This window comes from Mesorhizobium sp. M0833 (assembly GCF_040319905.1).
Lineage (GTDB): Bacteria > Pseudomonadota > Alphaproteobacteria > Rhizobiales > Rhizobiaceae > Mesorhizobium.
This window is the reverse complement of the sequence record NZ_JAMYOQ010000021.1, coordinates 91,531-105,327: the sequence shown is the minus strand read 5'-3', so window position 1 is coordinate 105,327 and position 13,797 is coordinate 91,531. Positions and strand designations below refer to the sequence as shown.

Annotated in this window: 12 protein-coding genes and 2 pseudogenes; 11 read left to right on the top strand and 3 right to left on the bottom strand. The window is 60.9% G+C overall.

Going from position 1 to position 13,797, the window contains the following annotated elements:
• From NKH98_RS22755 to NKH98_RS22745, 3 genes are all read left to right on the top strand, one after another.
• Positions 1 to 618, top strand: a 618-nt coding sequence (locus NKH98_RS22755; RefSeq protein WP_352901852.1) for a histidine kinase dimerization/phosphoacceptor domain -containing protein, incomplete at its 5' end; no start/stop codon positions are given.
• A gap of 1,627 nt (positions 619 to 2,245) precedes the next feature.
• Entirely contained in the window at positions 2,246 to 2,659 is a 414-nt protein-coding gene (locus tag NKH98_RS22750; protein WP_352901849.1) for an MbcA/ParS/Xre antitoxin family protein, read from the top strand.
• Positions 2,656 to 3,378, top strand: coding sequence for an RES family NAD+ phosphorylase (locus NKH98_RS22745; protein ID WP_352509978.1), 723 nt, complete (start codon positions 2,656 to 2,658; stop codon positions 3,376 to 3,378). Before NKH98_RS22750 ends, NKH98_RS22745 begins: the two co-directional genes overlap by 4 nt.
• Positions 3,379 to 3,548: 170 nt before the next feature.
• Here NKH98_RS22745 and NKH98_RS22740 read toward each other — a convergent pair.
• A pseudogene (locus NKH98_RS22740) lies at positions 3,549 to 3,913 on the bottom strand (ABC transporter substrate-binding protein); the annotation flags it as partial.
• A gap of 393 nt (positions 3,914 to 4,306) precedes the next feature.
• On the opposite strand from NKH98_RS22740, the gene NKH98_RS22735 reads away from it, so the two are divergent.
• The 3 genes from NKH98_RS22735 (at position 4,307) to NKH98_RS22725 (ending at position 6,292) form a co-directional block, all read left to right on the top strand.
• Positions 4,307 to 4,555, top strand: a complete 249-nt coding sequence (locus tag NKH98_RS22735; RefSeq protein WP_352507764.1) for a plasmid stabilization protein — start codon at positions 4,307 to 4,309, stop codon at positions 4,553 to 4,555.
• Positions 4,552 to 4,965 carry a type II toxin-antitoxin system VapC family toxin gene (locus NKH98_RS22730; RefSeq protein WP_352579037.1) on the top strand — a complete coding sequence of 138 codons (414 nt, stop codon included), beginning with the start codon at positions 4,552 to 4,554 and terminating at the stop codon, positions 4,963 to 4,965. The genes NKH98_RS22735 and NKH98_RS22730 overlap by 4 nt, the downstream gene beginning before the upstream one ends.
• A 247-nt stretch (positions 4,966 to 5,212) precedes the next feature.
• Positions 5,213 to 6,292: an AI-2E family transporter gene (locus tag NKH98_RS22725; RefSeq protein WP_352901844.1), complete on the top strand. Its 1,080-nt coding sequence runs from the start codon at positions 5,213 to 5,215 to the stop codon at positions 6,290 to 6,292.
• Between the two features lie 145 nt (positions 6,293 to 6,437).
• On the opposite strand, the gene NKH98_RS22720 is transcribed toward NKH98_RS22725, so the two are convergent.
• The gene (locus NKH98_RS22720) at positions 6,438 to 7,427 is read right to left on the bottom strand and encodes a Tim44 domain-containing protein (protein ID WP_352901867.1); all 990 of its coding nucleotides are present in this window, start codon (positions 7,425 to 7,427) and stop codon (positions 6,438 to 6,440) included.
• Positions 7,428 to 7,794: 367 nt separating this feature from the next.
• Between NKH98_RS22720 and NKH98_RS22715 the strand changes: the two genes are divergently transcribed.
• From NKH98_RS22715 to NKH98_RS22695, 5 genes and pseudogenes are all read left to right on the top strand, one after another.
• Positions 7,795 to 8,514: a FadR/GntR family transcriptional regulator gene (locus NKH98_RS22715; RefSeq protein WP_502894296.1), complete on the top strand. Its 720-nt coding sequence runs from the start codon at positions 7,795 to 7,797 to the stop codon at positions 8,512 to 8,514.
• Between the two features lie 13 nt (positions 8,515 to 8,527).
• A pseudogene (locus tag NKH98_RS22710) lies at positions 8,528 to 9,733 on the top strand (mandelate racemase/muconate lactonizing enzyme family protein).
• A 39-nt stretch (positions 9,734 to 9,772) separates the two neighbouring features.
• Positions 9,773 to 10,756 carry a sugar ABC transporter substrate-binding protein gene (locus NKH98_RS22705; RefSeq protein WP_352507683.1) on the top strand — a complete coding sequence of 328 codons (984 nt, stop codon included), beginning with the start codon at positions 9,773 to 9,775 and terminating at the stop codon, positions 10,754 to 10,756.
• A gap of 202 nt (positions 10,757 to 10,958) precedes the next feature.
• On the top strand, positions 10,959 to 11,939 hold the full coding sequence (locus tag NKH98_RS22700) for an ABC transporter permease (protein WP_352901865.1): 981 nt from the start codon (positions 10,959 to 10,961) through the stop codon (positions 11,937 to 11,939).
• A gap of 2 nt (positions 11,940 to 11,941) precedes the next feature.
• A complete protein-coding gene (locus NKH98_RS22695) occupies positions 11,942 to 12,673 on the top strand; it encodes an ATP-binding cassette domain-containing protein (protein ID WP_254819755.1) in 732 nt (243 codons plus the stop codon).
• 52 nt (positions 12,674 to 12,725) lie between these two features.
• Here NKH98_RS22695 and NKH98_RS22690 read toward each other — a convergent pair whose 3' ends face one another.
• Positions 12,726 to 13,724 carry a sugar-binding transcriptional regulator gene (locus tag NKH98_RS22690; RefSeq protein ID WP_352901840.1) on the bottom strand — a complete coding sequence of 333 codons (999 nt, stop codon included), beginning with the start codon at positions 13,722 to 13,724 and terminating at the stop codon, positions 12,726 to 12,728.
• Positions 13,725 to 13,797 lie beyond the last annotated feature (73 nt).

The following is a 13,797-nucleotide window of genomic DNA, read 5'->3' as shown; positions in this document are numbered from 1 at the left end:
GTCAGCGAGAACGACATACTGCTTCGCGAACTGCAGCACAGGGTGAAGAACAACCTGCAGATGATCACCGCACTGATCCGGCTGGAAAGCCGCAACGCTACCGAGGCCGACCGGACACGGTTTGAGCGGCTCGCCGGTCGCGTCGACGCTTTGGCGATCCTCTACCAGACGCTAACGGCCGACCAGCCGAAGGAGGAGGTCGATCTTGGTGTGTATCTCAGCCAGATAGCGTCCGCGGTGATGAGCTCGCACGCAGTCGAGGGGATCCGGCTGGATATGAAGGTGGATACATATCCGGTGTCAATAAACGTCGCCATGCCGGCGGGGCTGGTCGTGAACGAATTGCTGACCAATTCACTAAAGCATGCCTTCCGGGGGCGCGACGGCGGCACGATAATGCTGCACAGTGTCGTCGATGGCGATGGCTGCCGGGTTACAGTGGCGGACGACGGAATCGGCCTGCCGGAAGGCGAGATGTGGCCCAAGCCAGGCAAGCTCGGAGCGCTGATCGCGCGATCGCTGACCGAGAACGCCAAGGCCCAGCTAGCCGTCGAGTCCAGCGCCAACAAAGGGACGAAGGTGACCATCGTTTTCAAACGGTGGGCGGCAGCAAGCTGAACGATTGCCGTCGAACATAGCAGGCTGGCGGCTGGCTTCATGGCGGTTTTGAGCAGGTGGCTACAAATAGGCGAGGGCGCCCGGGCGCGCTTCGAGCCGCCAGCAATCGGACGCTGCCAACTCGGCACGCGCCGGCTCACGGGTCACGAGAACACGTCATAACCCTTTGCTGCGAATGCGCCTGCAGCGGCTCGCCCGATCCCACTGGAGGCGCCGGTGACCGCGTTCGGACGCAAGGCACGGCTCGGCGACTGAGGCTAGTTCCGTAGACCGCGACCCTCGGGAACGGCGGGGGCACCTGATGCCTTCGCGCTCATCACGCGCGAGCCGGTAATTCACCAGCGAGTCATCGCATCGGCCAATCTTGCCGACGACGAAGGTCTAACCTACACATCAAAAGTGGTCTGACTGTTCGTGGCCGGAGGTAACCGCGAAATTGCGCTGTCGGGACATGAGAGCGTGCTGTAGGCAAACCGCGATGCGTGCATTCGTTCGATTGGCTGCTACCGCCACGAACATGGTGCTTTCCGGTTTTCGGCTGTGTTCCCTACGAGGATATTTTATTCCGAATTTGTTGTCAGTGGCTCACGTCTGATGCAAAAGAACAGAGAAGCTTCCGTCAGGTTCTTCAGAGCCGACGGTGTCCAGGTGGAGAGCGTTATCGAATTGGCCGGTCCCCATAAGGCCGAATACTTGAAGCGTATTATTCGCGCGGTTGCTCGCAATGCGGCAAAGAGGGATCACTTAGCTGAACCGCCACGCCAGCCTGCATTGTTGAGATAATGAAGGCGGGTATGCAGGTGATGGAGCTTTGGGATGGCCGCTCGTTGCCGTGCATCGGGATCGAGCACCTGGGCGGCCCTTCAGCACGGGCGAAGTGAGGATAAAACGTGAGGCGGCTACGCCGCCTAAGCCGATTTCGGTCCGCGGTCGCTCAAGCAGTCGGCTGCTTTCGAATTTGGGCAGCGTTGGTGGCGGGGCAGGTTTCGAGAGGACGATCACTCCCTCCAACTCAAGCGACCTCCAATCTGAGCAATATCTTCCCGCCACATGCTGTCGCAAAATGGCAGCACCGCTTACCGAGGCCTCGACCCCTGAGCTTTGCGCCGAAGCAGTTTGCGCGCCAAAACGGCAGATCATTTCAGCCGGCGGGTTTGCCTATATCGCGGCCTCTGTTTGGCACGATTAATTCGACGGCTCTGGGAGAACACGGGTATTCGGATGTTGACCCGGACGGTTGTTGACGCGACAACCCGCCGATGCCGTGAGTATTTATAGCAGCCAAATCGCTCCATCCCGCGACCGGCCTGCTGCTGCCGGTCCGGGACAAGCTGCCGCTAGACTATCGCCGCTCACCGCTCGGTCGCGAAGTCTACTGTGTTCCAGAGTACTGTGCGTCCCTCGGGCTGGAGCACGGGCCCACCATCTCAGCTGACGACATTGTGCAGGCGGTTCTGACTACGGGCCGTCCGAAAGGCGCAGGGCTGCTTCACCGAGAGCATCCGCTACATGACCCGCCTGTTCCTGCCGCTCGCGGAGAGCGCTCCGACCCCTTCAGCGTTCCGCTCTTCTCGCGTATTGCCAAATGGTATGGAATGAGATATTCACTGCCATGTGGAGATGACGCATGCTAGCACTTGAACGCGTCGATACGGCCCCTGAGGCATTCCGTGCCGATCCTGTTACCGAGGCCGAGGCGGCTGCCATGTTTCGCGCCGCGCTCAATCTTTTCGGCAAATGGGAATTGACCGACGAGCAGTCGGCGACCCTGCTCGACATGCCGGTCCGGTCCTTCCGCCGCTGGAAGGCTGAAGGGCCCGGACGGATATCCCGCGACGGCCGTGCGCGCCTTTCCAACCTGATGGGCATCCACAAGGCCCTCAGGATCATCTTCGCCGAGCCGCAGCGCGGATATGCGTGGATCCGCACCGGCAATTCCGCCTTTGCCGGGGCAAGCGCCTTGGATGTGATGCTTGGTGGCGAGCTCACTGACATCATGCGGGTCCGCCGCTATCTCGACGCCGAGCGCGGCGGCTGGTGACGGCGCCGGAACAGATCCCGGTTTCGCGGATTAAGTGGAAAGGTGCTGTCAGGATCATTCGCAGCGCCTTTCCGCCGATCGATTTATTCGAGGACATTGCGGATCCGGCCGATTGGCCGCTGCTGATCTCCGCGGAGCAGAAGACCAACCCGCGGGTCATGGCGAGCATCGGCAATCTCGATCTCGTGCCGGTCGAGCGCAGGGTCGGCGGCAATGGCGCGTCCTACCTCATGGCGCCCTTCACGCATGTGAGCACCGACAGGCCAAGCCGCTTCACCGACGGCACTTTTGGCGTCCTCTACGTCGGCAATGTCTTCGAGACGGCGCTGTTCGAGACCATCCATCACCACGAGCGCTTCATGGTGCGGACAGCCGAAGAAGCTGGCTGGACTTCGCAGTTCCGTGAGATCGTTCTTTCGGTTGATGCCGATCTGCACGACTTGAGAGGGCCTGAGCGGCAGGGCCATTCGGCCCTTGCCCCGGACAACTACCAGTCATCGCAAGGGTTGGCGAAGCGCCTCAAGGACGCTGGGTCGGACGGTATGATATATCCCAGCGTCCGGCACCCAAACGGCGAGTGCGTTGGCCTTTTCTACCCGGATTGTGCTTCGGCACCCGTTCAGGGCCGCCATCTCGACTACCACTGGGACGGCGAGCGCGTCGATCTTGTGCGGGATGCAGGATCGGGGGAGGTCTTCCGTGTCGTGGATGTTTCCTGAACCACGGGCTACGGGTGACCTCGCAATCCGGCCTTCGCGGAGGGCATCAATCGGTTTAGGTCGCCGATGCGAGGGACTGCTCGTAAATGCGGGTTAGGACTGCTATCGTGCCGTTCTTCGGAAGGGCGCCTGACCCGTTTGGGCTGATTCCTGTCAGACAGCTTTCTCTTGTCGCTGAAGTAGCCGAATATGGGGATCATGGCTTCGCCATTGTCCCGCACGATCATAGTCGCGTCGTGATACATTTCCTTTCGTATCGAAAGAATCGAGCGCCGCGTATGAGCTTGTCGAAGTCCTCGCGGACAAAGCGCGTCTCGTTCCACTCTGCAGTCGACAAGTAGGAGAGCGAGCAGACCTGATCCTGGGTCGGGCGGCCGAATGAAAGTCATGCAGAAAGGCTGCTTTTTCCATACGTTTGACCAGTAGCCGTCGCCGGGTTCGCGCCTGACCTCGATGGCGATTCCGCCTTTGCGGCGCTCTGCTGGTAAAGTTGGGCGGCGTCGACCGCACCAAGGAACGCCACGTCCGGTTCTCGACTGCCCGATCATGTTCGCCATGACCACTGTCGACCGGTCTTATCGGAGCGTCTGAAGGTCGCCATTTCCGTCCTGCGCCCTCAAGTCGCGACAGCATCGCAAATCGTTTTCGCTGGGTTTGGACGAAGGGATACTTCCGCGGAACCAAATGTCCTACGCTTTCGGCCATCGCCCAGTGGATCGAGAGCCAACTCGATCCGGCCGGCTCAGTCGCCGCATTCTTGGCTGACGGGACGAAGCACAACGCTATTGCGCGCCTCCATCAATCGGGTCGCCATGTTCGGCCTGAAATTTTATTTTCTCCGCGACCGCCAACATGCCCTGTCAAGCCATCAGCAGCCGTCTTGCTAGCAGAGCGGATGAGCCTATATAGCAGTGCCAAGGAGTCCGATATGGCCGAACCGCAACTCTCAGTCCGCAGCGCTAAGGCGCGTGATCTTGCACACCGGCTTGCCCGCCGCGAAAACCGCTCGATTGCGGACGTGGTCGAGCGCGCCCTCGAATCCTACGAGGTCCGCGAGGCCGGTCGCGAGCCTGCTTCTGCCTTCTATCTGCGTCTTTCAGCGCAATCCGGCACAGACATCGACCTTGAGGCGGTGATCCGTGAGAGTCGCCGGCCGAATCGAGGCGTCGAGCTTTGATCTTCGTCGATACCAACGTCGTTTCCGAAACGTTGAAAAAGACCCCAGACGAGGCAGTCATTGCCTGGCTGATCCGATACGATGCCGAACTCGCGCTTCCAACCGTGACGATTGCCGAGATCGCCTTCGGCATCCAGAAGATAAGACCGGATCAACGTGCCGAACGGCTGGAGCAAGGGTTGGCCGACTGGCGCCGGCGTTTCGCAGACCGCATCTTCGGTCTGACAGAAGAAGCTGCGCTGGTTTATGGGGAAATTATGGGTGCTGCTGCTCGCCAGGGACGCGGCATGTCGGCACCCGATGGCATGATCGCGGCGATCGCTCGAGTAAATGGTGGCCGCCTCGCCACGCGTAATCTGACTGACTTCGAGACGGCAGGACTCGTTCTGACATCTCCGTGGGAGTTCTGAGACGTTTTCCTGTCGTCGCTTTTGTTCAAGCCCCATCTGCCAGTCACAGACGAGCTGAAAGGCCGTCAAAGCGCAGGCGAGCGACATCAGGTTCGATTGCATGCCGTCAAAATCCCCTCGAGATCACTCGAAGCGCCTCCTCGGCAGCCTCGCCGTAAGGCTCCCGCAACCGACGCTGCCCTTTTTTTGAGAAACCAATTAGGCTCGCTGGGCTTGCGAGACACCGAGAGGGGCTGATCTGAAACAGATGCCGGACGTGAAACAATTGAGATTGCTCGGCGTTCTGGCAGCCGCAGCGATCGGTCTATATGTCTGCTATCTGCTTGCGTGGCCTTTTTTGCCGGCATTGACCTGGGCTCTCGTCCTGGCAGTCATTCTGTCTCCGGCTCATCGTTGGGTTGAGAGACGGGTCGGAAATCGAAACCTGGCAGCGGTGATATCGGTAAGCGTCGCGGCGATTGCCGTCGGGCTGCCGCTGGCACTCGTCGCACAACAGCTCGTTCGCGAGGCGGTAAACGGAGCGACTTATCTGGAGGAGGTCATCCGTGGTTGGGATGCAGACGGCTTCATGTCTGGCTATCCCACGCTTTCGGTCATTGCCCAATGGATCGAGAACCAATTCGATCCGGCCGGCTCCGTCGCAGCATTCGTACAATGGCTGACGGGACAAAGCACATCGCTGTTGCGTGGCTCCATCTATCAGGTCGCGATGTTCGGGCTGACATTTTATCTTCTGTTCTATTTTCTGCGTGATCGCCAACATGCCCTGCAAGCCGTTGCGGGCCTTTCGCCCCTGCGCGCTCCGGAGACAGCATACATCTTGTCCCGCTTTGCGGAGACCGTCCATGCAACACTGCTCGGCACCGTGTTCGTCGCCGCCGTCCAGGGAACATTGGGTGGCCTGATGTTCTGGTGGCTCGGCCTGCCGACCCCAGTCTTTTGGGGCCTTGTCATGGGACTTCTTGCAATAGTGCCTGTGCTCGGGGCATTTGTGGTCTGGGTGCCCGCAGCGGTCTATCTCGCGCTGGAGGGGGCTTGGGCCAGCGCGGCGATATTGACCGTCTGGGGCGGCGTCATTGTCGGCGGCATCGACAATCTGCTCTATCCGATGCTTGTCGGGAATCGGTTACGCCTCCACACGGTCGTGGCCTTTGTCGGCTCGGTCGGCGGCATTGTCTTGTTTGGGGCATCCGGCCTTGTCCTCGGCCCCGCGGTGATCGCCATCACCATCAGCCTCATTGATGTTCTGAAGAACCGATTGACTGATCAGCCCGAGTCGGCGCCGCCGCGCCCTACCGAGCTACCGCATCAGCCCGTGACGGATTGACCACGAAGACAGGGCTGCTCATGAGTTCCGTGTTCTGACCGCACCGTACTCAAGATCAAGCGGGCGGAAGGGGCGGGCTGGCCTTCGAGCGGTAGCGAGAAACCTGAACAACTCTGGGCCAGACATTTCAATCAAGGCAAGCACATCAGCTCGGCTGCTGTATTGCGGCGAGCTTCCAGTCCCCGCTGTTCTGGCGCATGAAGGTCCACAGTTCGGTTGTCTCGGTCGGCTGATCGGCCTGGCCCTCAACGATTTTGCCGCTGCTGCGATCGCGGGTCACGTCGCGAGACTCATAGCGCAAAGCAGCCGTCGCATAGTCGCGGTCACCCTCCCGCCAACTTTCCGCAATATCGGCCTCCAATAGGTTGACGTCCGACACGTCGTTCCTGACGCCCTTTTTGGCATTGTCGGCAAGTTCCTCGGACAGATAGGACACCATCTCGGGCGTCGCCAACCGGCGCAAAGCAGCATGATCTTCGCGCCCGAATGCCTCCTGAACTTCCGTCAGCCGTTGCTGGAACGTGTCGAGGTCTGTTTGCGTGAGTGTGATCTCATCGGAAGCGTTGGCTTGGCTCGTTCCGCCAAATCCTGACCCGATGCCTGGAATGGGGAAAGCTGTAGCGTTGCTCGGCTCGGGCCCAGCTGCTGCGTTTCGCCCAAAGGTCCCGGTGCCCCGCGAGGCACCGGCCGTAGCGGGCGCTGGGTTGTATGCCGATTGCGAGCGGAAAAAGCGGATCGCCAGCATGATCACGCCGCCGATCAGCAGTACTTGGAGCAAAAGGCCCAACATGCCGGCCAAGCCGCCGAACCCATGGCCCAGAAGAACGCCGATCAAACCGCCGAGGAGCAGCCCCCGCATCATCGATCCGCCGAGGCCGTTGAAGAAGCCTGGGCGCTGGAATGCCTGCGGCTGACGGGCCGCATTGTTCGTTGCCGCATTAGGCGTCATCGAGCGCTCGACCGGTGCGGCCGGTTGCGGCGCGACTCTGGTCGGCGGGACCGGCTGGAAAGTGCGCATGCCGCGACTGCCGAAGCTGCCGCCACGGCGCGCATCGGCGTGATCCACAGCGACCATGGAAAATGCCAGGAACAATCCGGCGAACAAAACTGCAAACCGTCCCCAACGCGAAATCAGCATAGGCAAATCCTCAAGTGACACTCTGTCCACCCATATAGGTGCGTCGATCGAAATATCAGTGAATAGTCCGCTGAGATATTTTCCGACGGCATGGTCGGGCGCCCGCCGGGGTTCACGATGAGACTGTCCAGCCTGCCCAAGCGAGATGATTGCCTGTCCGATCATGCAGGCGCGCCGCACCCGGCCGACCGCCGTCTGTCGCATCAAGAGCAGCGGATATGCAAGCGTCGGTTCGCCGCTCTCCCGGCGACGAGGCCGACGGTTCTCCCGGCAATGACTTGAGCTTGACATACAGCTTTTCTAGGTATTATCAACACACCTGCAAAACCTGCCATACAGGTTTGCCTTCTGAACTGGAGATCGCGTGAGCACGGTGGTAGCCGCAAAACATTCCGACGCAGCGAGCCTGGTCAGCAATACGATCGGCGAGATCACGCGCCACATCCGCACGCATGAACTCGGACCAGGCGACCGGCTGCCCAGCGAGGCCGCGCTTTCGAGGCAATTGAGCGTCTCGCGTACAGTGGTGCGCGAGGCCTTCAGCTCGCTCGCCGCGATGCGGCTTATCGACCTCAGGGCAGGCAGGCGGGCTACCGTCGCCGAGCTGGACTATGGCGTCATGTCGCTGGTGATCGAGCATGGCGTCCACACCGAGCAGATCACGGTGCAGCAAATCTACGACGTGCGCCGCACGATCGAGACCCGCACCGCCATGCTGGCGGCTTTGCGCAGAACCGCCGACGAAGTGGAAAGGATCAGGGCGCACGCGCTTGCCATGCGCGAGAATTTCCAGCGACCGGAACAGGTCATGGAGCACGATCTCGCCTTTCACCTCGAAATCGCCAAGGCGGCAAAGAATCCGGTTTTTAGCCTCATCGTAGGCGCGTTCGAGCGCGTATCGCGCCAGACCTGGCCGATCGGCTGGCGCAGCCGCCCTTCGGATGCCGAGCAGTTGGAGATGATCCAGATCCATATCGAGCTCGCCGAAGCAATCGAGACCGGTGATCCCCAGTCTGCTCGCGACCTGATGGCGAGGCATTTTGACGAGAGCGTCAAGGCCCTGCTGGCGGCCGGCATCGCCTGAGGACGGGGGCGCAATGAAGATTGCGAAGCTGGAAACGCTGCGGCTCAAGGAGCGGCCGAACCTTCTCTGGGTCCTGGTTCACACGGACGAAGACCTCGTGGGACTGGGCGAGACCTTCTTCATGGCCGAGACCGTCGAGTCCTATTTGCACGAATATGTCGCGCCGCGCGTGATCGGTCGCGACCCCTTGCAGATCGACCTGCTCGCCGCCGATCTTGTCGGCTATCTCGGTTTCCGATCGACGGGCGCGGAAGTCAGGGGCAATTCCGCTTTCGACATCGCGCTTTGGGATCTGTTTGGAAAGGTCACAGGTCAGCCGATCGCACAGCTCCTCGGCGGGTTCACCAGGCACGAGATCAGGACCTACAACACCTGTGCCGGACCCGAATACATCAAGAAGGCCACGGGCCAGACGACGGCCAACTACGGGCTCGATAAGCCCGGCGACGCCTATGATGATCTGAACCGCTTCCTTCACCGCGCCGACGAACTGGCGCATTCGTTATTGGAGGAAGGCATCACGGCCATGAAGATCTGGCCGTTCGACATGGCCGCCGAGAAAACGCGCGGCCAGTATATATCGCAGCCCGACTTGAATTCCGCGCTGGCGCCATTCGAGAAAATCCGCAATGCGGTCGGCGACAAGATGGACATCATGGTTGAATTCCATTCAATGTGGCAGCTGCTGCCGGCCATCCAGATCGCTCGCGAGCTTGCCCCCTACAAGACCTTCTGGCACGAAGATCCGATCAGGATGGACAGCCTGTCCAGCCTGAAACGCTATGCCGAGGCTTCGCTGGCGCCGATATCGGCTTCGGAGACGCTCGGTTCCCGCTGGGCCTTCCGCGACCTTCTCGAAACTGGAGCGGCCGGTGTCATCATGCTCGATATCAGCTGGTGCGGCGGGCTCTCGGAGGCGCGCAAGATCGCTGCCATGGCTTAGGCATGGCACCTGCCGGTCGCGCCACACGACTGCACCGGTCCAGTGGTGCTCGGCGCATCGACCCACCTGTCGCTGAATGCGCCGAACGCGCTTGTCCAGGAGAGTGTCAGGGCCTTTTACAAGACCTGGTACCGCGACCTTGTGACCGCTTTGCCGCAGGTGAAGAACGGCATGATCACCGTGCCTCCCGGACCGGGCCTCGGCATGGAACTGAACCCGGAGATCGATCGCGCCTTCACGGCGCTTCGACGGGTGACTGACGCATCGACTCTCTGAAAATGAACCTGAAGCAGCTTTCTACGGAGGAGGAGAACCATGAAGAAGCTACTTATCTCGGCAGCCTTGGGAGCAGTACTGGCTGGAGGCTCGGCAATCGGCTCACGCGCACAGGAGCCGATGAACATCGTCTTCACGCATCATTCGTCGGCGTCGAACCCGTTCTGGCAGGCGGTGAAGAAGGGGTTTGACGACGCCTGCGCCAAAATCCAGGCCAATTGCCAGATGGTCTTCACGCAGACCGAAGGCTCGATCGAGCAACAATCGGCCAACATGCAGGCGGCACTCGCGGCAAAACCGGACGCGCTGATCACCTCGATCGTCGACAACAATGCTTTCGACCAGATCATCGCCGACGCCCGCGCTGCCGGCGTCACGGTGATCGCGTCCAACGTCGACGACACCGAGGGTGCAGCCGGCAATGCCCGCCAGGCCTTCATCGGCCAGGGCTTCATTCCCGCCGGCTACGAACTCGGCAAGAAGATGTCCGAGTTCTTCCCCAAGGAAGGCAAGATCAGGGCGCTCGTCGGCGTCTCCGCGCCCGGTCAGAACTGGTCGGAACAACGCGCTGCCGGTGTCATGAAGTTCCTTGAGGAATACAAGGCCGCGAATGGCGGACGCGAAGTAGTCATCGAACGGCTCGACACCGGCACAGATGGCGCCGTCGTCGCCGATCGTGTTGGCGCCTATCTGTCTGCCCACCCGGACACCACGGTGTATTTCGACACCGGCCTTTGGCATGCCTACGTGGCCCAAGTGCTGATCGATCGCGGCATTGAACCGGGCAAGGTGCTGATGGGCGGCTTCGATATCGTCTCGGAAGTCCTGCAACAGATGGAAGCGGGTTATATCCAGGTCCAGGTCGACCAGCAGCCCTACATGCAGGGCTTCATGCCGGTGATGGAATCCTATCTCGCCAAGAACGTCGGTTTGCTGCCCGCAGACATCGACACCGGCAAGGGCATCATCGTCAAGGAAGACGTGCCGAAGCTCAAGGAACTGGCCGCAAAAGGCGTGCGGTAGGCGGCGAAGCCGGCGTCCTCTCCTCCGTTCTTTACGGGAGGGGGGCAAGGGTGGGGGGCAGGCCGCGTGGCCTTTGGGCGTCTTAGCTCCACCCCTCATCCTGCCACCGCATCTCCCCGTCAAGGGCGGTAGAAGACAGACTGCCGCCATCCCCTTGCCGATGCGGCAAGCCAGCGCAAACAATCCCAAGCCGGAGCGAATGATGAAGCGCTTGATGAAGATTTATCTGGAGAAGCCGGAGCTTGCCGCGGTCGTGTTCCTGCTCCTCCTCCTTCTCGTCTTTCAGATACGCTCGAACGGCGTATTTCTGAACACACAGAACGTGCGTGGAATGCTTGGGCTGCTGCCTGAAATGGGGCTGGTCGCGATCGGCGTGACCCTGCTGATGATATGCGGCGAGTTTGATCTTTCCGTGGGCTCGGTCTTTGCGCTGACCCCGATGACGATGGCGGTGATGCTGGCGGCCGGCGTGCCGTTCGCGCCGGCCTTTGCCGCCGGCCTCGCGATCGCCGCCCTGATCGGCTTCTTCAACGGGTTCATAACGATTCGTTTCGCGATACCAAGCTTCATCACCACGCTTGGCATGCTGTTCATCGCGCGTTCGCTGACGGTGGTAACCTCCGGCGGCTTCCCTCCTGTCATCCCGGCCAACGCTCTGCCCAAATGGCTGTTTACGATCTATGTGGGGCCGGGCGACCTCTTTCGCATGTCATTCTTCTGGTTTGTCGCCGTGGCAATCCTGGCGACGGTGCTTCTGTCGCGCACGAATTTCGGCAACTGGGTGCGCGCCACCGGCGGCTTTCTGCCTGCCGCGCAATCGATGGGCATCCCAACGGCCCGGGTGAAGGTCGCCTGCTTCATGATCTGTTCTGTGCTCGCCGGCTTTGCCGGCACCATTCAGGTCATGCGGCTCGGCGCGCCGCTGCCCTCGATCGGCGAGGGGCTGGAGTTGCAAGCCGTGTCGGCTGCCGTCATCGGTGGCGCCTCGCTGGCTGGCGGCATCGGCACTATCTTCGGCGGCATCATAGGGGCTGCCCTTATCCGCGTCATCGACAACGGACTGGTGCTGAGCCAGGTTGACGCCAACTGGTTCAAGATGGCAATCGGCTTCCTGACTATCTTCGCGGTCGTCGTGAATGCCTGGCTGCGAAAGCGGGGCAGGGCAATGAAGGTGGAGACCTGATCATGGCGGCACCCATCATCGCGATCAAGGGACTCCAGAAATGGTATTCCGGCGTCCACGCCTTGAAGAACGTCACTCTGGACATTTATCCAGACGAGGCCCTGGGCCTTGTCGGCGACAACGGCGCCGGCAAATCGACGTTGATCAACATCCTGTCCGGCACCCAAAAGCCCGATGGCGGCGAGATCAGGATCGAAGGTGAACCGGTCCGATTCTCGAATCCGCGCGACGCCATGGATCGCGGCATCGAGACGATCTACCAGTACAATTCGATGGTGCCGACCATGACCATCGCCCGCAACGTTTTCATCGGACGCGAGCCGGTGAAGGGCTCGGTTTTCGGCATCGGCATCCTGGACCAGAAGCGCATGCGTGATGAAAGTGTCAAGGCGATCGCCGACGTCGATCTGCATCTGAGGTCGCCGGACGCGCTGGTCGGCGAACTGTCGGGCGGCCAGCGTCAAGGCGTGGCGATCGCCCGGGCCATGCACTTCAAGTCGAAAGTCATGATTCTCGACGAGCCGACCAATCATCTCTCGGTAAAGGAGACGCGAAAGGTGATCGGCTTCGTTCGCGCGCTCAAGGCCCAGAACATCACCAGCGTCTTCATCAGCCACAACATGCATCATGTTTTCGAATGCTGCGACCGGGTCGTGGCCATGGCGCGTGGCGAGATCGTTCTCGACAAGCGGATCGGCGAGACTTCGATCGAGGAAATCCACGAGGTTCTGTGACGCGAAGAAGCGATCAGTCGCGAACCGCTCTGCTGGTAGAGGTCAGTCTGCGCTACGGCTTTTGCGCAAGGATTGCCTCAGCGGTTTTCTCGTCGGTGATCAGCACATCGACGACTCCCAGACGCAACACGGCGCGCAGCACCGGAACCTTGTCGAGGCCACCGGAGGGCAGGATCACAGTGTCGACGTCGCGCAGATGTTCGGGCGCGAGGCCGATAACGCGATTGTTTAGCGGGTGATCGACGAGTTGTCCGTCGGTGCCGATCCAGTGGCCGCAAATATCGCCGACGGCTCCCGCTTCGCGGAGCGATTTGAGATCATCGTCGCCTACCAGTCCGATCCGAAAGATGGTGGCGTCCTTGTGCACCGCGCCCACCGAAACGAAAGCGGCGTCAACGTCGCGGGCATGGGTGAAGGCGTCTTCCAAAATGGACTGGCGCATAAGCAGATCGCGCGTGGCCTCCGTATCCGTGAACACCGGTGCTGCGATGTAGAAGCATTCCGCATCGAAAAGCGCCGCGAGCCGCGAAGCGATCTCATAGATGTTGATCGCCGATCCGCGCGTGAGCCCACCAAGCAGGGAAACGACCGACATTCCTTTGACCGGGCGCACCGTCACTGACCGCAGACTAAGCTGGAGCGTCCGTCCCCATCCCACGCCCACCGATATCCCGTCGCGGATTCTGAGCGACAGGGCCTCACCGGCGGCGGCTGCGATGACCTGTGGCACCAGCGCGGGATCGGGTGGTGTCGGAACCACGATTGGATCCGAGACACCATAGGCGTCCCGCAGCCGGTGCTCCAGCTCGATGCAGTTCGCCACCTTCGAATTGATGCGAATCTGAACGATCCCCCGCTGGCGCGCATGCGCCAGCATCCGGTTGACGCGAAGGCGGGTCAGGCCAAGAGACTTGGCAATTTGCGCCTGCGTGAGGTCACCGACGTAAGCAAGCCAGGCGGCGCGCACGAGCAGCCCTTCCTCACGATCAGCCGTGACCGAACTCGTTACAGCTTGGCGGACGTCGCGTTTCTTTCGTGCGGGTTTCTCCATCAGATCATCCTGTCCACTCCGCGGCAGCGGGTCCAGAGCGGGCTCGGCCGAGCCATGTGCTCATCGATATGAG

Coding starts and splice junctions, on each gene's coding strand:
- NKH98_RS22750 (WP_352901849.1), top strand. CDS start 2,246: ATGCTAGCACTTGAACGCGTCGATACGGCCCCTGAGGCATTCCGTGCC.
- NKH98_RS22735 (WP_352507764.1), top strand. CDS start 4,307: ATGGCCGAACCGCAACTCTCAGTCCGCAGCGCTAAGGCGCGTGATCTT.
- NKH98_RS22725 (WP_352901844.1), top strand. CDS start 5,213: ATGCCGGACGTGAAACAATTGAGATTGCTCGGCGTTCTGGCAGCCGCA.
- NKH98_RS22705 (WP_352507683.1), top strand. CDS start 9,773: ATGAAGAAGCTACTTATCTCGGCAGCCTTGGGAGCAGTACTGGCTGGA.
- NKH98_RS22700 (WP_352901865.1), top strand. CDS start 10,959: ATGAAGCGCTTGATGAAGATTTATCTGGAGAAGCCGGAGCTTGCCGCG.
- NKH98_RS22695 (WP_254819755.1), top strand. CDS start 11,942: ATGGCGGCACCCATCATCGCGATCAAGGGACTCCAGAAATGGTATTCC.
- NKH98_RS22690 (WP_352901840.1), bottom strand. CDS start 13,724: ATGGAGAAACCCGCACGAAAGAAACGCGACGTCCGCCAAGCTGTAACG.